Origin of the sequence: Aquitalea magnusonii, assembly GCF_003202035.1 — a bacterium.
GTDB classification, from domain to species: Bacteria; Pseudomonadota; Gammaproteobacteria; order Burkholderiales; family Chromobacteriaceae; genus Aquitalea; species Aquitalea magnusonii.
This window is the reverse complement of the sequence record NZ_QJKC01000005.1, coordinates 157617-177180: the sequence shown is the minus strand read 5'-3', so window position 1 is coordinate 177180 and position 19564 is coordinate 157617. Positions and strand designations below refer to the sequence as shown.

Here is a 19564-nt window from a genome sequence, read left to right as displayed (position 1 = left end):
TATTTCCCATTGAGTTTATTTAAAATATTAAATTTTGTTTTATTGATTGGTATGGTGGATATTTCTGGTATTTTTGGCAGTATTGAATACTTGTATGGCAGGTATTTGTGTATTAATTTTCATCTCCAATCCACTTGATTGATGTTGGGGTGATTGATGAGAATTGCCAAGGCGGATGTATTTGTAAGTTGTCCGGGAAGAAATTTTGTCACACTGAAAATCAGCACGGACTGCGGTTTGAGCGGAGTGGGGGATGCCACGCTTAATGGGCGGGAGCTGGCCGTCGTCTCCTATTTGCGCGATCACTTATGCCCACAGCTTGTCGGGCGCGATGCGCAGCAAATTGAAGATATCTGGCAGTATTTTTACAAGGGTGGCTATTGGCGGCGTGGCCCAGTAACCATGTCCGCCATTTCCGCCATTGATATGGCTTTGTGGGATATCAAGGCCAAGGCTGCAAAAATGCCACTTTATCAATTGCTGGGTGGCGCATCGCGTGAGCGTGTCCTGGTGTATGGACACTGCACCGGCAGCACGATTGATGCCGTGCTCGATGACTATGCCCGCCATCAGGCATCAGGGTTCAAGGCCATTCGTGTGCAATGCGGCATCCCCGGCGTGGCTTCCAGCTATGGTTTGGCAAAGCAGCAGGGCGGCAAATATGAGCCGGCCAGCAAAGGCAAGCGTCCTGAAGAACAAATATGGTCGACAGAAAAATATCTGAATTTCATCCCGACACTGTTTGACAAGATTCGCAGCCGGTTTGGTGAGAAAGATCATCTCCTGCATGATATTCACCATCGTCTGACGCCAATTGAAGCGGCGCGCTTTGGAAAGAGTGTGGAGCCCTATCATTTATTCTGGATGGAAGATCCTACGCCGGCAGAAAACCAGGCTTGTTTTCGTTTGATCAGACAGCACACGGTCACCCCAATTGCGGTTGGTGAAGTATTCAACAGCATCTGGGATTGCAAGCAGTTGATGGAAGAACAGCTGATTGATTATATCCGCACGACGGTGACGCATGCCGGGGGAATCAGCGGTATGCGGCGTATCGCCGATTTTGCAGCGCTATATCAGATACGTACTGGTTCCCATGGTGCGAGCGACCTGTCTCCAGTCAGCATGGCTGCCGCCTTGCACTTTGATATGTGGGTGCCGAATTTCGGCATTCAGGAGTATATGGGTTATTCGGAAGCCATGCTGGAATTGTTTCCCCGGAGCTGGTCTTTTGCCGATGGTTATATGCATCCGGGAGATGCTCCTGGCTTGGGGGTGGATTTTAATGAAAAGCTGGCCGAGCAATACCCTTATGAGCCGGCATGTTTGCCCATTGCAAGACTGGAAGACGGCACGCTATGGAACTGGTAAGTAAGGAGAAATAATGATGAAAAGCATTGTTATTACGCAGCCCGGTGTACTGGAAATACAGCAGCGGGAAATTCCCTTGCCAGCCGCTGATGAGGTAAGAGTAAAAACCATTTATGCCGGTGTCTGTGGTTCCGATGTGCATATTTATCATGGTCACAATCCCTTTGCCAGATATCCACGGGTGATCGGGCATGAGTTTTTTGGGGTGATTGATCAGGTCGGCCGGAATGTGATGCCGAGCAGGATTGGCCAGCGTGTCGTTATCGATCCTGTGGTCAGTTGCGGTCATTGTTATCCCTGCTCGATTGGACGGCCCAATGTCTGCCTGAACTTGCAAGTGATCGGGGTGCATCGGGATGGCGGGTTCAGTGAGTTTGCTTGTGTACCAGCCAGCAATGCCTATGTTGTTGCTGATGCCATACCGGCACATCACGCTGCCCTGGTCGAACCATTCAGCATTGCCGCCAACATTACTGCGCAGCTAAGGCCGACAACAGACGATGTGGCTTTGGTTTATGGGGCAGGCCCCATGGGATTGGCGGTCATTCAGGTACTGAAAACGGTGTTTGGCGTGGCGCATCTGGTGGCGACGGATCGCGTGGCCGCCAGGCTGCAGCGTGCCACGGAATGTGGTGCGGATCGTTGCGTGAATAATCAGGCGGCTAATGTGTCGGATTATTTTGATGAATACGGGCGTGCTCCAACCCTGATCGTCGATGCGGCATGTCATCCGGCCATTTTGCCGCAGGCGATTGAATTGGCTTCGCCTGCCGGCCGCATCGGGATCATGGGTTTTTCCGATGCAGCATGCACGATCAGTCAGCAAGCGATCACCAGCAAGGAACTCTCCATCTTTTCTTCACGGCTGAATAGCGCGCGTTTTCCACAGGTGATTAACTGGATGGGGGCCGGAAAATTAAATCCGGATGCCCTGATTACCCATCAGCTTGATTTTGATCAGGTGGATGTTGCACTGCATTTGTTTGAAAACGAGCCGGCTGCGTGTTGCAAGATTCTACTGGAGTTTCCCGCCTGATTCTGTTTGCTCATGCCTAACTGCTGTTTTGGAGTAGTGCAATGAATACTGCAAAGGTTTTGCCACAAGATATGGCCAGTAATGAAGGCTCCGGTCTGGTCAAGGCCGCCATTTCGGGTTGGTTGGGTACGGCGCTGGAGTTTATGGATTTTCAGCTCTATTCACTTGGTGCGGCACTGGTATTCCATGAAATATTCTTTTATGGCCAGAGCAAGGCCATGGTGTTGATTCTGGCGATGGGTACTTATGGTGCTGGCTATCTGGCTCGTATCGCCGGTGCTTTTGTGTTTGGCCGTATGGGGGACGCCATTGGTCGAAAGAAAGTGCTGTTCATCACCATCACCATGATGGGTGTGTGTACCACACTGATTGGTGTACTGCCGACTTATGCACAAATTGGCATCATGGCCCCGGTTTTACTGGTGGTGCTACGTATCATCCAAGGACTGGGTGCGGGGGCGGAAATATCCGGTGCGGGGACCATGCTGGCTGAATTTGCCCCGGCGGGACGGCGTGGAATCATTTCCTCTCTGGTGGCCATGGGCACCAATTGCGGTACCTTGGCCGCCACCGGTATCTGGGCATTGGTGTTTTATAGTCTGGATCGTCAGCAATTGATGGAGTGGGGTTGGCGCCTTCCCTTTCTGAGCAGTGTTGTGGTCATGATCTTTGCCATCTGGTTGCGGGTGAATCTGAAGGAAAGTCCGGTATTTGTGCAAGAAAAAGCAAAGTCACTGACTACGGCGGTGACTGCTGAGGGTGTGGTGGAGAATGACAGTTTCTGCGCCATGTTCCGTAGCCGCTCTTTCTGGATTGCAACTGGCCTGCGTTTTGGTCAGGCGGGTAATTCGGGCCTGATTCAGACTTTCCTGACCGGTTACCTGGTGCAGACATTGTTATTTGATAAAAGCATTCCTACTGATGCCTTGATGATCAGCTCGGTCATCGGTTTTCTCAGTATTCCCCTGCTTGGGTGGCTATCTGATCAATTCGGTCGGCGCCTGCCTTATATTGTGTTGAATGTGCTGGCCATTCTCCTGGCTTTCCCTTTGCTGTCGGTGGTGATGGAGCCAGATCATGGGGTTGCGCTAATCATGGTGTGCATTATCGTGATTCATAATATTGCGGTATTGGGCTTGTTTGCCTTGGAAAACATCACGCTGGCCGAGTTGTTTGGAGCGCGTCAGCGTTTTACCCGGATGGCCATTTCCAAGGAAACCGGTGGCCTGGTGGCTGTTGGTTTCGGCCCCTTGCTGGCCGGCATTTTCTGTCATCTCAGCGGTAGTTGGTGGCCGATTGCGGTGATGGTGATGGTTTATTCTGCCATCGGTTTGTTTGCCGCATTGCTGATGCCGGAAGTAAAGGACCGGGATTTGAACCTGCTATCGGATGCCGCAGAGCTGGGCAGCAGGGGCTGACAGCCTGTCCGGCTGTTTTGTCGCACCATTCTTTTACCGTGGGTAAGGTCATGAGTCAGCCGATTTCGACAGCCGCAGTACCTCAGCCTGGCTATGCGCGTCAGGTGTTGCGTCCGCGGCTTTTGCATCTGGGGTGTGGGGCATTTCATCGCGCCCATCAGGCGGTTTATGCCGAAGAGCTGGCCAACAAGCACGGCAGCGACTGGGGATATGTGGAAGTCAGCCTGTCTGATGCCAGCGGCAGCATTGCGGCACTCAAGCAGCAGGACTTGTTGTATTCGGTGTCGGACATGGATGCACAGGGCTGGCATTGCCGCGTGATCGGCGTGGTGTGTCAAGCCCTGTCCTTGCCTGACGATGGCCTGGCGGCGGTGCTGGAGGCCCTGGCGCAGCCTGATCTGGCCATTGTCACGCTGACCATTACCGAGAAGGGCTATTGCCATCTGCCGGCCTCGGGGCAGTTGCAGCCGGATCACCCGGCCATTCTGCATGATCTGGCCTGTCCATGGCAGCCACAATCAGCCCCTGGCCTGTTGTTGGCGGGTCTGCGTCTGCGCCGTCAGCGCAGTTTGCCGGCATTTGCCGTGTTGTCCTGCGACAATATGCCGGCCAATGGTGCGATTACCCGCCAGGTATTGTGGCAATTGGCGGCCTTGCAAGGCGACAGGGAGATGGCGGACTGGGTGGCACAGCAGCTGGCCTGTCCGTCCAGCATGGTGGATTGTATTGTGCCCATGGTCAGCGCGCAGACCCGCAGCCATATCCGGGCGCTGCTGGGCGGGGTGGATGATCCGGCCGGGGTGGCATGCGAGCCATTCCGGCAATGGGTGATTGAAGATCATTTTCCGCAGGGCCGGCCGGCATGGGAAAAGGTGGGGGCGCAGCTGGTTGCCGATGTGCGGCCATTCGAGGAAATGAAGCTGCGCATGCTGAATGGCAGCCATTCTTTTCTGGCTTATCTGGGTTATCTGGCGGGCTATGTCCATATCAGCGATTGCATGCAGGATGCCGCGCTGCTGGCTTTGACACGCCACCTGATGCTGCATGAGCAAGCCGTGACGCTGGAGCATTGCCCGCTGCCGGCGGCGGATTATGCGGCCAGCTTGTTGCAGCGTTTCCAGAACCCGGCCTTGCAGCATCGAACCTGGCAGATCGCCATGGATGGAACGCAAAAACTGCCACAGCGCATGCTGGACCCTATCCGTGTCCATCTGGTACGGGGGAGCCGGTTTGATTGCCTGGCATTGGGGCTGGCCGCATGGATGTGCTACGTCTCGGGCAATGATGAGCAAGGCCGGCCGATTGATGTGCGTGATCCGCTGGCGGCGGACATCGCTGCGCGGCTGGCAAAGTGTGACTCTGCCATGTCCCAAGTGCAGGCTTTGTTGCAACTGGAGCAGGTGTTCGGTACCGATCTGCCGCGTAATGCGCAGTTTGTGGCCGTGCTGACCCATGATGTCCAGCTATTGCAGCAGCATGGCGCCAAGGCTTGCATCGCCCGTTTGTGCGCAAAAATCGACCGTGCGTTTTCTCAGCCGGGATACGATGTCGCCGCCGGCCTTGCTGATTGAGCAGCACACCCAGATTGTCAGCACCTGGCAGACAAGGGATGCCGCCGGTGAAGCGGCCATGACGGCAGATGTGCAGGAGATCGGCCGCTCGGTGCCGGAGCTGTCGCGGCACATTCAGGACTGGTTTGTCCGCTATAGCGTGCGCTGCGCGCTGCGCCGATAAAAAAAGCCCCGCCAAGTATCGTTGGCGGGGCTTTTTGTCTGGCACCCACTGGTGCCATGACGCTTTAGTGCAATACCAGCAGCGTGAATGGCGGCAGGTAGGCCATGGCGGTGACGACCAGGCCAACCAGGCAGGCCAGGGCCAGCGAGTGGAAGAACACATAGCGCAGGATCACGCCTTCCTTGCCGTAGTACTGGGTGGCCGTGGAGGCCACCACGATGGACTGGGCATCGATCATCTTGCCCATCACACCACCGGCCGAGTTGGCGGCAGTCATCAGTACCGGCGACAGGCCCAACTGGGTGGCCGATGCCTTTTGCAGACCGCCAAACAATACGTTGGCTGCGGTGTCCGAACCGGTCAGTGCCACGCCCAGCCAGCCCAGCAAGGTGCCGAAGAAGGGGTAGAGCACGCCAGTGTGGGAGAAGGCCAGACCCAGGGTGATGTCCACGCCGGAGTAGCGGGTCAGGTAGCCCAGTGCCAGCATGGCCACGATGGTGATCAGCGAGTAACGAAGCGACCAGAAGGTCTGGCCATAAATCTTGACCAGCTCGCTCGGGCGGTAGCCCATGATCAGGCCGGACAGGATGCCAGCCACCAGGATGCCGGTACCGGTGGTAGACAGCAGGTTCAGCTTGTAGACAGCAGCTTCCAGGTGCGGCTTGGCCACCACCGGCGGCATCTTCTGTACCAGGTTATGCAGACCCGGCCACTGGATATCCAGGGTGAAGATGGCATCCAGTGCCTTTTTCACGCTGGGCGAGCCCCAGGCGAAAACCAGCACCGACAGGATCAGCCACGGCAGCCAGGCGCGGATCACGTCGCCGGTGCTGTAGCCATGCTTGGCTTGCAGGCCGGTGTTGCCGGCAGCTTCGGCAGCCGCGCCGGCCATGGTGCCGGCGGTGGAGGTGTACACCTCTTTCGGGTGCCATACCTTGAGGAAGAATACCAGTGCCGCAATGGAGCAGACCGAGGCAATCACCGCCACCAGTTCCGGGCCCATGGTGTTGGAGACAATCAGCTGCGGAATGGCGAAGGACAGACCGGCCACCAAGGCGGCAGGCCAGATGCGCAGGGTATTCTTCCAGCCGCAGAAGGCAATCAGCAGCCAGAACGGCACGATGACGGCGAAGATGGTCATCTGGCGACCTACCATGGAGGAAATCAGCATCACATCGATGCCGGTGACCTTGGCCAGGGTGGTGATCGGGGTGCCCAGTGCGCCGTAGGCAACCGGTGCGGTATTGGCGATCAGCGACAGGCCGGATGCGGCCAGCGGCGAGAAGCCCAGGCCGATCAGCATGGCGCCGGTTACCGCAACCGGGGTGCCGAAGCCACCGGCACCTTCAAAGAAGGCGCCGAAGCAAAAGGCGATCAGCAACAGTTGCAGGCGACGGTCCTGCGTCACGCCGGTAATGCTCTCGCGCAGGATGGCAAACTGGCCTTTGCGTTCGGTCAGCTGGTACAGGAAGATCACGTTGAGAATGATCCAGCCAATGGGCAGCAGGCCATTGGCCGCCCCCATCAGGGTGGCGCTGACTGCCATGCTGCCGGGCATGCCGAAGATGCCGATGGCGACCACCAGTGAGGTGATCAAGCCCATCAGGGCGGCGATGTGTGCCTTGATATGAAAAATGCCGAGTGCGCCCAGCAGCACGATGACCGGCAGCGCTGCGCACAGCGTAGACAGCCACGGGTTGCCCAGTGGGTCGTAGACGTGGGACCACATAATGGTTCTCTCCAATGATTGTTGGCGTTGATCGGGCTGTGCGTCGCGGCGGACGGGCCCGTTATCGAGCGTTCCGCCTGTTTTTGTACTGGTGGCGGATGCTGCAACTGTAGTGATTGCGCATCAAAACGTCATTTAGGGCTTGCCCTTGCGGGTTTACCCTTTATCGGCACGGCGGGAGCCGGTCGCAGCCGCCCTAAAACCGGGGCGTCGCGTCAGGGGCAGGCTGGTGTTCGGCAGGCTGTGGTGCGGCTGCGCCGGCTTCATCGTGCAGGCGGAAATAGGCAACACGCTGTTGCAGTGCTGCGCTGTGTTGCAGCATTTCGCGGGAAAGTGTGGCCATGTTCAGCGATTCTTCGGCATTTTGTACCGATGAATTGCTCAGCTGGTTCAGTGACTGCGAAATCTGGCCAATGCCCAGGCTCTGCTCTTTGCTGCTGTTGGTGATGTGTTCGATCAGGCGCTGGGTCTGGACCATGGTTTGCTCCAGTGTGCCCATGGCGCTGTCGGCATGCTGGGCGCGCTGCATGGTCTGGTGTGACAGCTGCTGGATTTCCAGGGCCACATCCTTGCTGCGCTGGGCCAGTTTGCGCACTTCCTGTGCCACGACGGCAAAACCTTTGCCGTGCTCGCCGGCGCGGGCGGCTTCAATACTGGCGTTCAAGGCCAGCAAATCCGTCTGGTAGACAATATCGTCGATCTGATCGATGCAATTGATGATGTGATGCAGTGCCTGCAGGGTGTTTTCTACCAGCAGGCGACCCTCGCGGCTGGCCTCTACCGCAATGCCGGATTGGTGTTCGGTTTCCTGCACACTGTGCATGGTGGCGTCCAGCATGGAGGAGAACTGCTGCAAGGTGGTGGCGATTTCCTCCAGATGGGCTGCTTCGCTGCTGGTTTGATCGCCGATATGGCTGGCCGCATGTTCGACGCGGCCGGAGAGGGCTGTCATGTCATGGGCTGTTTGCCGGATCCCCTGCATCACCCGGCTCAGACGGCTGATCATGCTGTCCAGCACCCCGCTCATGCTGTTCGGGTCGGCCTGTTGCAGCCGGGTGTGCCACAAGCCCTCGGCCAGCTCACTGATATGCTGGCGGGTTTGTAGCGGCTCGGCCCCCAGCAGGGCAATCAGCTGGCGGTAGCTCCGGCGCAGCAGCAGGGCGACGACCAGTACGGTCGTCATCAGTGCCAGCCCCAGCAATAGCCAGTTGCGCAGATTGCTGTTGTCGGCTTCGCTTTCCAGCTGGGTCTGGTATTGCTGCGCCAGTGAAACGGCTTTGTCGATGGCCTGGCGGTGCTGTGCATACGCCTGCTGCATATTGGCAAAAACGGCAGCCGCCTTGCCGGTTTGCTGTTTTTGCAGGGCAGGTATCAGCTGCTGATCGAGCAGGACAAAGAATTCCCGCCCATATTGCTGTGCCTGGCCAATGAGTGCATCACGCAGCGGAATGGGCAGGGCCTGTTGTTGCCAGTATTGGTAGCGCTGATTGAATGCCTGTTCGCAGCGCTGCAGCTGGCTGATGATGCTGGCCTGCTGTGCTGGTGGCGCCTGGCGCAACTGGTAGCTGAGCAAATTGGCCTCGATGATGTAGGACGGAGGGGGAAGAATGTCGGCAACCAGATCCTTGGCCAGAACAATGCGCTGATATTGCGCACCGCCAATGGTGATTTGCCGGATGAGCAGGGCAGCCCCCATGGCCACGCAGGCCAGTAAAGTTGCCAGGACCAGCGTGAGCCAGACAAAGCGCTGGCGCACCGAAAAAACACGGTGATGATCGAACATGAGATTTTCCCCGATGCGGGCACATGGCTGTCGCCTGGTCTGGTGACCGTGTGCTGTTGTTATCGGGCAGGAGGGGCGGCAAACAGGCTGCCCATCCGCATTGCCCATTAACAGGCATAGCACATGCGAGGACGGCCTGACTGAAAAAGCCCAGTCTAAAGAACAGTTTAGCTTGAAGTTTGCTGGCGCTGGTGAGGTGGGTGATCACCACCCGCGGCCGGGATGTCGGATCGGCTCTGGCCTGTTGGGGAGGGGGTGGACGAGCCGGCTTGGTGCGGCCAGCAGGTCAGCCTGCTGTCCCCGGTCAAGCTGCGCCGGCGCCGACACGCTCGGGACCGGACAGGCGCAAGGTCGCCGCCGAGTTGGGGTGGCGCTTCTTGGTGGGTGTGCAAGGTTTCGCGCGCCAGGGGGGAAAGGCGCAAACGGCCAGGGCTGCGGTGGCGTGAGTCGCTGCGCAGTGCACCGGCGTTTTAAGGCAAGATCAGCGACGCAGCGCCGACGATGACCAGCATCTTAGCCCAGTGGCAGCGCCATCAGGCCGGAAGCATCCAGCCGCAGGTAAGCCCCCTCGGTACCGTGCCAGTCGCGGATGACCCAGCGTTCGGCCTGGCGACTGCCTTGCTGGTGGCGGTGGGTGGCCGGGCGGTGGGTGTGGCCATGGATCAGCGTCGGCCAGTCGTACTGCTCCAGCAGTTCCAGCACGGCGCTGTCGGTCACGTCGGTGATGGCGCTCAGGCCTTGCTGCTGCTTGGCGGCCTCACTCTGGCTGCGTGCCTGCGCCGCGATGGCGTGGCGCTCGGCCAGTGGCCTGGCCAGCATGGCCGCTTGCCAGGCCGGATTGCGGCTCATGGCACGGAATTGCTGATAGGCGGTATCGGCCGTGCACAGGGCATCGCCGTGGCTGAGCAGATAGCGCTGGCCGTAGGCTTGCAGCAGGTAAGGATCTTCCAGTAGTACTGCACCGGAGCGCTGGCTAAAACCCTCGCCCAGCAAAAAATCGCGGTTGCCACGCATCACCTGCAGCGGGGTGTGGCGCGAGAACTGCTGCATGGCGGCCAGCAAGGGTTGCAAGAACGCGCTGTCATCGTCATCGCCCACCCAGTATTCGAACAGGTCGCCCAGAATGAACAGGCTGTCGATCTGTCCTTGCCATTGCTGCAAGGTCTTGGTGAACAGCTGGCAGAGTGCCGGGGTGTCTTCGCTCAGGTGCAGGTCGGAGATGAAGTGATGGCTCATGGTGGGTAGGCAGCGGCAAATGGCCAATGAAGGCGTTGGCTAAAGCAAAGCCAGCTGCCTTGCGGCGGCTGGCTGGCATGACAGGACCCGGCAGGGGCGCCGGGCCGCCGTATCAGATGATTTCGGCTTTTTCCAGCACCACGGCCTCTACCGGTACATCCTGGTGGCCGCCGCTGCGACCGGTGCGTACGGTCTTGATGCGGTCAACCACATCCTGGCCTTCCACCACCTGGCCGAATACGGCGTAGCCCCAGCCCTGGGTGGTTTCGGATTTGAAGTCGAGGAAGTCGTTGTCGGCTACATTGATGAAGAACTGTGCCGAAGCGGAGTGCGGGTCCATGGTACGCGCCATGGCCACGGTGTAGGTCTTGTTGGAAATGCCGTTGTTGGCTTCGTTCTTGATCGGATCGCGGGTGTCCTTTTGCTTCATGTCGGCATCAAAACCGCCGCCCTGAATCATGAAACCGTTGATGACGCGATGGAAGATGGTGCCATCATAGTGGCCGCTCTTGACGTATTCTTCAAAGTTGGCTGCGGTAAGCGGAGCCTTGTCGCTGAACAGTTCCAGTACGATGTCGCCAAAATTGGTGGTCAGTTTGATCATGAGGGTCATCCTTGTGTCTGAAGCGAATGCTTGCTGATGTGGTGGTGTGCGGTCCGGGCCTGCCGGACCGCCTGGCGGCAGGTCAGGGCTTGACTACCACCTTCTGGATCACGATGGGCTCGAACGGCACGTCGTCCATGCCTTTCATGCTGCCGGTGTGGGTCTTGGCAATGCGGTTGACCACATCCATCCCCTTGCTTACCTTGCCGAACACGGCATAGCCGATGCCTTGCGGTGTCGGGTTCTTGTAATCAAGGAATTCATTATTGGCCACATTGATGAAAAACTGTGCCGTTGCCGAATTGGGGTCGGCGGTGCGTGCCATGGCAATGCTGCCGATGGTGTTTTTCAGGCCGTTGGCGGCTTCATTCGGAATGGGCGCATTGGTTTTCTTTTGTTCCAGTTTGCCGTCAAAGCCGCCTCCCTGGATCATGAAACCGTCGATGATGCGGTGAAACACCGTACCGTTGTAAAAACCGGCCTTGGCATAGCTGACGAAGTTGGCCACGGTCTTGGGCGCCTTGGCCGAATCCAGGGTGATTTCGATCACGCCTTTGTTGGTGGTCATTTCCACTACCGGTGCAGCGTGTGCCAGCAAGGGCAAGGCGCACAGGGCAAGGCTGGAGAGCAGTTTTTTCATGGAGGTATCGAGTGCTATCGGCAGGAACAATGCCGAATTCTAGCACAGCAGCCGGCCGTGGCGACGACCGGCACCAACAGCTGGCCAGCATGCTGGCCCCTGCTTCTGCCCAGGCTCTCAGATGCCGAAGCGCATCAGCTTGTCTTCGTCCTCGTTCTGCATGTGCTTGGGGGCACCCACGATCAGCGGATCGGCGGCATGGGCAACGCGCAGGTCCTTGTTGGGGTAGTCCAGGCTGGCCAGGAAATGGCGGATGCAGTTGAGACGGGCCCGCTTCTTGTCGTCCGATTTCACCACCACCCACGGTGCATCGCCGGTATTGGTGTGGAAGAACATGGCCTGCTTGGCGGCGGTGTAGTCGTCCCACTTGTCCAGCGACTGGATGTCGATGGGCGACAGTTTCCAGTGCTTGAGCGGGTCATCACGGCGCGAGATGAAGCGGCGCAGTTGTTCTTCGCGGCTGACCGAGAACCAGAACTTGAACAGGTGGATGCCACTGTTGACCAGCATGCGTTCCAGCTGCGGCGTCTGGCGCATGAATTCCAGGTATTCGTCCGGGGTGCAGAAGCCCATGACCCGTTCCACGCCGGCGCGGTTATACCAGGAGCGGTCGAAGAACACGATTTCACCGGAAGCCGGCAGATGTTCGATATAACGCTGGAAATACCATTGGGTGCGTTCGCGCTCGGACGGTTTCTCCAGCGCCACCACGCGGGCACCGCGCGGGTTGAGGTGTTCCATGTAGCGCTTGATGGTGCCGCCCTTGCCGGCGGCATCGCGCCCTTCAAACAGGATGACGATTTTCTGCCCGGTTTCCTTGACCCAGTTCTGTACCTTCAGCAGCTCGATCTGCAGTTCCAGTTTGATCTTTTCGTACTCGGTACGGCGCAGGCGGGTGCGGTAGGGATAGCTGGCCGGCAGCTCGGCCGTGGTGCTGTCCTCGCTGGTGCCGCGTGGTGCTTCGGCCACTTGCAGCGCCACCGGCTGCTGGCTGATGGTTTCGATGGCCTTGATCGATTCCTGATGTACGCGTTTTACATTGCTTTGACGGCTGCTGCTGCGAGCGGGCTTGCGGGCCGGCGCCGCTGTGTTGCTGACGGCCGTGTCGGTGAGGGGGGCGGGGGCTTCCGTGGGGACGGCAGGGGTGACGGGATCGGTATTTTTGTCTTGTGTCATGGTTTTCCCTCATGCTGAAGTGGTCATGAAATCATCCTACGCCTGTTGAATTGGGGTGTCGATATGCCTCCGCCATGGCCGGTGCCACCGTCGGAATGCGGCCGGAAAGCGTACATCGCTTGCATGGCAAGAGCGTGGCGTCGATGATGACAGGATGACCATGCTGCCGGTGTGCCAGAACCTGCCGGCCGTTCACCACAACAGAAAGCCGTCGCCATGTTCAGTCTGGGTTTCCGTCCCCGTGTCCTCGATACCCTGCAACACTACAACCGCCAGCTGCTGCGCGCTGACCTGATGGCGGGCCTGACGGTCGGCATTGTCGCCTTGCCGCTGGCGATGGCATTTGCCATGGCCAGCGGGGTGACGCCGCAGGCGGGTATCTTTACTGCGGTGATTGCCGGTTTCCTGGCGGCGGCGCTGGGTGGCAGCCGGCTGTCGGTCACCGGCCCCACCGGGGCCTTCATCGTCATCATTTACGGCATCGTGGCCAAGTATGGCGTGGCCAATCTGCTGATCTGCACCTTCATGTCCGGCGTGATGCTGGTGTTGATGGGGCTTTTCCGGCTGGGGCAGGTGATCCGCTTTTTTCCGCTACCGCTGATTACCGGCTTTACCAATGGCATCGCCGTGCTGATTTTCCTGACCCAGCTGAAGGATTTCTTCGGCCTGCCGGTGGACAAGATGCCGGCCGGTTTCTTTGCCGTGATGCAGGTCCTGCGTGAGCAGCTGGGCAATTTCCACTGGCCCACCTTGCTGCTGTCGGCAGCCAGCCTGCTACTTATCCTGTTGTGGCCGAAGCGGCTTAACCGGGTGTTGCCGGCCCCCTTTGTGGCGCTGGTGCTGGCCACGCTGCTCACCGCACTGTTCAGCCTGCCGGTGGCCACGCTGGGCAGCAAGTTCGGTGGCATTCCGCAAGGCCTGCCCAGCTTTGGCGGGCTGGACCTGGACCCGACCCATCTGTCCGACCTGCTGGCACCGGCCTTTACCATTGCCTTGCTGGGGGCCATCGAGTCGCTGCTGTGTGCGGTGGTGGCCGACAGCATGACGGCGGACAAGCACGACTCCAATCAGGAGCTGATCGGCCAGGGCATTGCCAATATGGTGGCACCGTTCTTTGGTGGCATTCCGGCGACCGGTGCCGTGGCGCGTACTGCCACCAATATCAGCAACGGCGGTAAAACCCCGGTGGCGGCCATGGTGCATGCCTTGCTGTTGCTGTTGATCCTGCTGGTGGCCGCTCCCTTGGCGGCCAGTATTCCGCTGGCGGTGCTGGCGGCCATCCTGATTGCGGTGGCGCTGAAAATGGGTGACTGGGATATCCGCAAGGCCTTCCAGTTTCCCAAGCGCGATACCGCAGTGCTGATTGTCACCTTTGTGCTGACCGTGGTGTTCGACCTGACCGTGGCAGTGCAGATCGGCCTGCTGATGGCGGCGGTGTTCTTTATCCGCAGCATGGCCAGCCATACCTCGGTCAACCGCTTGTTGCCGGAATATGCCCAGCTGTTCGAGCGCCACACCATTGCCGGCAAGCATGTGCCGGATGGCTGTGCGGCCTTTCGTGTGGAAGGGGCCTTGTTCTTCGGCGCAGCGGACAGTGTGGAAATCATCCACCAGCAAGCCGAGCAGGCGCGCGTCATCATTCTGCAATTGCACCGGCTGGTGCTGCTGGATACCACCGGCCTCTTGGCACTGGACAGTCTTAACGACAAGCTCAGGGCGCAGGGCAAGACGCTGATTCTGTGTGGTGCGGCGGATGAGGTGCTGGCCATGCTCAAGGGCTCGCGGCTGGCGGATGACCTGGGCGAAGATAATCTGCAGCCGGATCTGGCCGCCGCGCTATTGCGTGCGGAACAGTTGCTGACCCGTGGCGTGGTGTGGGGCTAGCCGCCGGCTTACAGCTGACCCTCTTCGCGCAGCACCTGTTGCAGGGCATCGAAGCAGCGCGCATCGATGGCCACATCCAGGTTCTGGCGCATGATGTCCAGTGTTTTGGCCACCGGTGTGGCCGGGTGGTAGGGGCGCTCGGCATTGATGGCGTCAAAAATGTCGGCGGTGGTGATGATGCGGGTTTCCAGGGTGATGGCGTCGCCGGCCAGGCCGCGCGGATAGCCCTTGCCATCCAGCCGCTCGTGGTGGGCGGCGGAAACATCGGCCAGCTCGGCAAATACCTGCATGCGGGCCAGGATGGCATGGGTGTAGCTGGCGTGTTTTTGTACCGCTGCCCATTCCTCGGCGTCCAGTTTGCCCGGCTTGTCCAGAATGCTGTTGCTCACCCCTAGCTTGCCCACGTCGTGTAGCAGGGCACCGCGCTTGAGCCAGCGGCGGCGCGCATCATCCAGGCCAAGGGTGGCGGCAATGCGGTCGGCATAGTGCCCGACGCGCTGGCTGTGGCCGGCGGTGAAGGGGCTTTTCGAGTCGACCACCTGGCCGAAGCCTTCGGCGATTTCATCCAGATAGTCCTCGTCCACTTCCACCTGGTGCTGGGCCGGTTCCAGTGCCAGTACCGCCTGATCGACGCTTGTGGATTCCAGCACCTGCCAGAAAGTTTCATCCTGCGCCACGCTGGCAAAGCAGGCCACCAGCTGCGGGTCGAACCAGCCGCCGGCGCGGCTGCGGATTTCCGCCAGTGCGCCGTCGCGGCCGTTGGTGATGTGAAACACATCGATTACCTGTGCCAGCAGCGCGATACGGGCATTGAGCGGAATGGCCTCGCCCTGCAGGCCCAGCGGGCGGCCGGAGCCATCCCAGTGTTCGTCCAGCGACTGGATGCCGCGTGCCACCTTTTCATTGAAACGCAGCTGGCGGGCAATATCGGCGCCACGGTGGCAGCGGGTGTGGATCAGTTCGTCGGCAATTTCCTTGCCATTGCGCATGATGTTGACGATGGAGGCCAGGCGGTCGGCCCAGCCGGCGTGACGGCCGGTATGGCTGAACACAAAGCCCAGCATCTGCGGCAGGCCCTGACCCACCCGCTTGAAGTCCTGCTTGAACTGACGGTCGTCGGTGAGGTAGAGCGCGCTGATACGGGCGGCATTGCTGCTGCAGCCCAGGTCTTTCAGCAGGATGGCGTAGTACAGCTCCCACAGTGACTGGCTGTCCAGGCCGATGGCGCGGCCGATATGCATGCCTATCCAGCAGCTGCGCACGCAATGGCCTTCTGGCTGTCCCTCGGTGATGTCCAGCGCATAGCTGAGCGAGCCCAGTAGTTCGGCCAGTTTGAGTGAGGCGCCCATTGTGCGTGTCCTGTTTATAAAGCCTGACTGTACTGTAACTGGCGCTGGCGGATTTGCCCAAGAAAAACGGCATCGTCATGGACAATGCCGTTGCTCGCTGGGCCGGCCTGGCTTAGCGTTTATGCTTGCTGCGGTTATTGCCTGCGGCCTGGCTTGCCGGCTTGCTGCCGGGTTTGGCGCCCGGCCGGCCGGTGGCTTGCGGGCGTCCGCCAAAGGATTTGCCCGGGGTTGCCGTGGCCTTGCCCTGGCCGGTGCGCGGCTGACCGGGCTTGCCGCTGTTCTGGCGTGCCACCGGCGCGCCCAGGCGGTGCCGCACCGCTGCGGATTTGTCACCCGGCGGGGTAGGCGGAATCAGGCAGTGCTTGCTGTGGCCGATCAGGTCGCTGCGGCCCATATTGATCAGCGCATCGTGAATGATCTGCCAGTTGTCCGGGTGGTGATAGCGCAGGAAGGCCTTGTGCAGCTTGCGACGGTAACCATCGCGCACCACATCCACCTTTTCCGAGCTGCGCGACAGCCGCTTGAGCGGATTGCGCCGGGTATGCCACATGGTGGTGGCCATGGCCATCGGTGTCGGGGTGAAGGTTTGTACCTGGTCCAGGCGGAAGTTGTTCTTCTTCAGCCATAGCGCCAGATTCATCATGTCCTCATCGCTGGTACCGGGGTGGGCGGCGATGAAGTAGGGAATCAGGTACTGCTCCTTGCCCGCCTGACGGCTGAAGCGTTCGAACAGCTCCTTGAACTTGTCGTAAGCGCCCATGCCCGGCTTCATCATCTTGGACAGCGGGCCGTCCTCGGTGTGTTCCGGCGCAATTTTCAGGTAGCCGCCCACATGGTGCTGCACCAGTTCCTTGATGTATTCGGGCGAGCGCACTGCCAGGTCGTAACGCAGGCCGGACTGGATGTTGATCTTCTTCACGCCCGGCAGCGCACGCGCCTTGCGGTAGAGCTGGATCAGGTGGCTATGGTCGGTATTCAGGTTCTCGCAGATGTCCGGGAACACACAGGACAGCTTGCGACAGGAACGCTCGATGTTCGGGTCCTTGCACGACAGGCGGTACATATTGGCGGTCGGGCCGCCCAGGTCGGAAATGTGGCCGGTAAAGCCTGGCGTCTTGTCGCGGATTTCCTCGATCTCGTGCAGGATGGATTCTTCCGAACGGCTCTGGATGATGCGGCCTTCGTGCTCGGTGATGGAGCAGAAGGTACAGCCGCCAAAACAGCCGCGCATGATGTTGACCGAGTACTTGATCATCTCCCACGCCGGAATATGCGCATCGCCATAGCTGGGGTGCGGATTGCGGGCGTAGGGCAGGCCGTAGACGAAGTCCATTTCCTCGGTGGTCAGCGGAATGGGCGGCGGGTTCAGCCACACATCGCGGCTGCCGTGCAGCTGCACCAGCGCCCGCGCATTGCCGGGGTTGGATTCCAGATGCAGGGTGCGGCTGGCATGGGCATACAGTACCGGGTCGTGCGCCACGGCCTCATATGCAGGAATGCGGATGACGGTTTTGGCGCGCTGGGCGCGGCGCTTGGCCAGACGTTCTTCGCGCGATTCGATACGGATCACCTGCGGCGCGGTCGGGTCGCTGCCCTTGGTGGCTTCTGCCGCTTGTTCCGGTATTTCCTGATAGGGGTTCAGGTGCGGATCGACATGGCCGGGCAGGTCCACCACGCTGGAGTCCATTTCCTGCCATTCTTCATCCGGCCGCCAGCCTTGCTGCACCACGAAGGCGGTGCCGCGCACATCGCGGATTTCACTGAGCTTTTCACCCTTGGCGGCACGATGGGCAATTTCCACCAGCGCGCGCTCGGCGTTGCCATACAGCAGGATGTCGGCCTTGGAGGTGATCAGCACCGACTGGCGCACCTTGTCACTCCAGTAATCGTAATGGGCGATGCGGCGCAGGCTGGCTTCGATGGAGCCGATCATCACCCCCACGCCGGGGTAGGCTTCGCGGCAGCGCTGGGCGTAGACGGTAACGGCACGGTCCGGGCGCTTGTTCGGTTCGGCATTGGGGGTGTAGGCATCATCCGAACGTGGACGACGGTCAGCCGTATAGCGGTTGATCATCGAGTCCATATTGCCGGCGGTGACGCCAAAAAACAGGTTCGGCTTGCCCAGTGCACGGAAGGGTTCGGCCGACTGCCAGTCCGGCTGGGCGATGATGCCGACGCGGAAGCCCTGCGCCTCCAGCAGGCGGCCCACCAGCGCCATGCCAAAGCTGGGATGGTCGATATAGCAGTCACCGGAAATCAGGATGATGTCGCAGGAGTCCCAGCCCAGCTCGTCCATTTCGGCGCGGCTCATCGGCAGGAAGGGGGCGTTGCCAAAGCGGCTGGCCCAGTACTTGCGGTAAGAGGTGATCGGTTTTGCGGCGGCTGGCTGTGTCGTCATGCTGATGGAATGCGGTAGTGGCGCTGGTGTGCGAGCAACCCGGCATTATGCCGCACTTTTTGGGTTTTATCACTATAAACAGTTGTTTTTTATGATGAATTGTCGTGCTGCAAGTAGGGCTTAGTCTGCACGGGGGTTTTGTCGTGGAATCAGCAGCTTGTCCGCCGCATGCTGGCGCGATGTGACCGCGGCCGCAGTTTGGCGTAACCTGCTGCTTTATCGCCCATGGCAAGCGGCAGTCTGCTGCCTGATGGACGCCGTTGCCAGCAGAACCCAACCGAAAGCCCCAGAGACATGAGTAGCCAGATCCTACATCTAGCGGGTAGGCCGCAGCATTCGCAAGTCGCCGCACTGGAAAGCGGCAAGGTACTGTTTTTGCCGCAGCTGGATTTTGCCATCCAGCCTACCGAACTGGCCTTGCTGAATCCGCAGGTGGCCGACCCCAAGCGCAAGAACATCAGCCTGGACCCGCAAGCGGACGGCAAGCTGCATGGTGTGGCCGATCCGGCCAATGAAGCGGCGGTACGCGCGCTGATCAGCCGCTACCGCGAATGCGCCTTTGCCCTGGTCGAGCAGTTGCTGCCGGAATACCGTGGCAAGCTGCGCGCCGCGCCCACCAGCCTGCGCCTGCTGCGGGTGGAAGACCGCCAGACCTCCTGGCGCAAGGACGACAGCCGCCTGCATGTGGATGCCTTTCCATCGCGGCCTACTTACGGCGAGCGCATTTTGCGCGTGTTCTACAATGCCAATCCCAATGGTGAACCGCGCGTGTGGCGGGTGGGCGAGCCGTTTGCTGACATGGCGCGGCGCATGCTGCCGCGCATTCCGCGGCAATGGCCGGGTTCGGCGGCGCTGATGGCGGCGCTGAAAATCACCAAGCGCAAGCGCAGCGCCTACGACCACCTGATGCTGCATCTGCACGATGCGATGAAGGCCGACATGGACTACCAGCGCAGCTGCCCGCAGGAAACCATGCCCTTCCCGCCGGGCTGCGGCTGGGTGTGCTTTTCCGACCATGCCTCGCATGCGGTGATGTCCGGCCAGTTCATGCTGGAGCAGACCTTCTGGCTGCCGGCGCAGGACATGGCCGACCCGACGCGCTCGCCACTGGCCGAATTACAGGCCATTACCGGCCGTCAACTGCTCTAGCAGTCCATTCCGCAGACCAGAACCGGCAGCTTCGCGCCATGCCGGGACTGGTCCTCC

General features: G+C 59.8%; 15 protein-coding genes. 7 read left to right on the top strand and 8 right to left on the bottom strand.

The features are described 5' to 3' along the window. The first annotated feature begins 156 nt into the window (after window positions 1-156). The 5 genes from manD to DFR38_RS07235 are packed head-to-tail and all read left to right on the top strand — an operon-like array spanning window position 157 to window position 5559. Complete coding sequence (gene manD, locus DFR38_RS07255) at window positions 157-1371, top strand: D-mannonate dehydratase ManD (RefSeq protein ID WP_059286316.1); 1215 nt, start codon at window positions 157-159, stop codon at window positions 1369-1371. 13 nt (window positions 1372-1384) lie between these two features. Next, the gene (locus tag DFR38_RS07250) at window positions 1385-2407 is read left to right on the top strand and encodes a Zn-dependent oxidoreductase (RefSeq protein ID WP_204377488.1); all 1023 of its coding nucleotides are present in this window, start codon (window positions 1385-1387) and stop codon (window positions 2405-2407) included. Between the two features lie 41 nt (window positions 2408-2448). After that, on the top strand, window positions 2449-3825 hold the full coding sequence (locus tag DFR38_RS07245) for an MFS transporter (RefSeq protein WP_082693479.1): 1377 nt from the start codon (window positions 2449-2451) through the stop codon (window positions 3823-3825). A 50-nt stretch (window positions 3826-3875) separates the two neighbouring features. Next, the gene (locus tag DFR38_RS07240) at window positions 3876-5396 is read left to right on the top strand and encodes a mannitol dehydrogenase family protein (RefSeq protein ID WP_059286325.1); all 1521 of its coding nucleotides are present in this window, start codon (window positions 3876-3878) and stop codon (window positions 5394-5396) included. Next, complete coding sequence (locus DFR38_RS07235) at window positions 5371-5559, top strand: hypothetical protein (RefSeq protein WP_059286318.1); 189 nt, start codon at window positions 5371-5373, stop codon at window positions 5557-5559. The genes DFR38_RS07240 and DFR38_RS07235 overlap by 26 nt, the downstream gene beginning before the upstream one ends. Before the next feature lie 64 nt (window positions 5560-5623). Here the strand turns inward: DFR38_RS07235 and DFR38_RS07230 are convergent, their stop codons facing one another. The 6 genes from DFR38_RS07230 to ppk2 form a co-directional block, all read right to left on the bottom strand. Beyond that, window positions 5624-7288, bottom strand: coding sequence for an L-lactate permease (locus DFR38_RS07230; RefSeq protein WP_082693480.1), 1665 nt, complete (start codon window positions 7286-7288; stop codon window positions 5624-5626). A gap of 196 nt (window positions 7289-7484) precedes the next feature. Next, on the bottom strand, window positions 7485-9071 hold the full coding sequence (locus DFR38_RS07225; protein ID WP_059286319.1) for a methyl-accepting chemotaxis protein: 1587 nt from the start codon (window positions 9069-9071) through the stop codon (window positions 7485-7487). Between the two features lie 513 nt (window positions 9072-9584). After that, window positions 9585-10307, bottom strand: coding sequence for a UDP-2,3-diacylglucosamine diphosphatase (locus tag DFR38_RS07220; protein ID WP_110313204.1), 723 nt, complete (start codon window positions 10305-10307; stop codon window positions 9585-9587). 112 nt (window positions 10308-10419) lie between these two features. After that, window positions 10420-10911, bottom strand: coding sequence for a peptidylprolyl isomerase (locus DFR38_RS07215; protein WP_059286327.1), 492 nt, complete (start codon window positions 10909-10911; stop codon window positions 10420-10422). Window positions 10912-10993: 82 nt separating this feature from the next. Beyond that, window positions 10994-11551 (bottom strand): peptidylprolyl isomerase, encoded by a 558-nt coding sequence (locus DFR38_RS07210; RefSeq protein WP_059286320.1) that lies wholly within the window; start codon window positions 11549-11551, stop codon window positions 10994-10996. A 117-nt stretch (window positions 11552-11668) separates the two neighbouring features. Then, window positions 11669-12526: a polyphosphate kinase 2 gene (gene ppk2 / locus DFR38_RS07205; RefSeq protein WP_199052149.1), complete on the bottom strand. Its 858-nt coding sequence runs from the start codon at window positions 12524-12526 to the stop codon at window positions 11669-11671. A gap of 417 nt (window positions 12527-12943) precedes the next feature. On the opposite strand from ppk2, the gene DFR38_RS07200 reads away from it, so the two are divergent. Next, window positions 12944-14611, top strand: a complete 1668-nt coding sequence (locus DFR38_RS07200; RefSeq protein WP_059286322.1) for a SulP family inorganic anion transporter — start codon at window positions 12944-12946, stop codon at window positions 14609-14611. Between the two features lie 8 nt (window positions 14612-14619). On the opposite strand, the gene DFR38_RS07195 is transcribed toward DFR38_RS07200, so the two are convergent. Continuing rightward, complete coding sequence (locus tag DFR38_RS07195) at window positions 14620-15960, bottom strand: HD-GYP domain-containing protein (protein WP_059286323.1); 1341 nt, start codon at window positions 15958-15960, stop codon at window positions 14620-14622. Window positions 15961-16072: 112 nt separating this feature from the next. Beyond that, the gene (locus DFR38_RS07190; protein ID WP_110313202.1) at window positions 16073-18358 is read right to left on the bottom strand and encodes a YgiQ family radical SAM protein; all 2286 of its coding nucleotides are present in this window, start codon (window positions 18356-18358) and stop codon (window positions 16073-16075) included. Window positions 18359-18652: 294 nt separating this feature from the next. On the opposite strand from DFR38_RS07190, the gene kdoO reads away from it, so the two are divergent. Next, window positions 18653-19507, top strand: coding sequence for a Kdo hydroxylase KdoO (gene kdoO, locus DFR38_RS07185; RefSeq protein WP_059286778.1), 855 nt, complete (start codon window positions 18653-18655; stop codon window positions 19505-19507). Window positions 19508-19564: the final 57 nt, after the last annotated feature.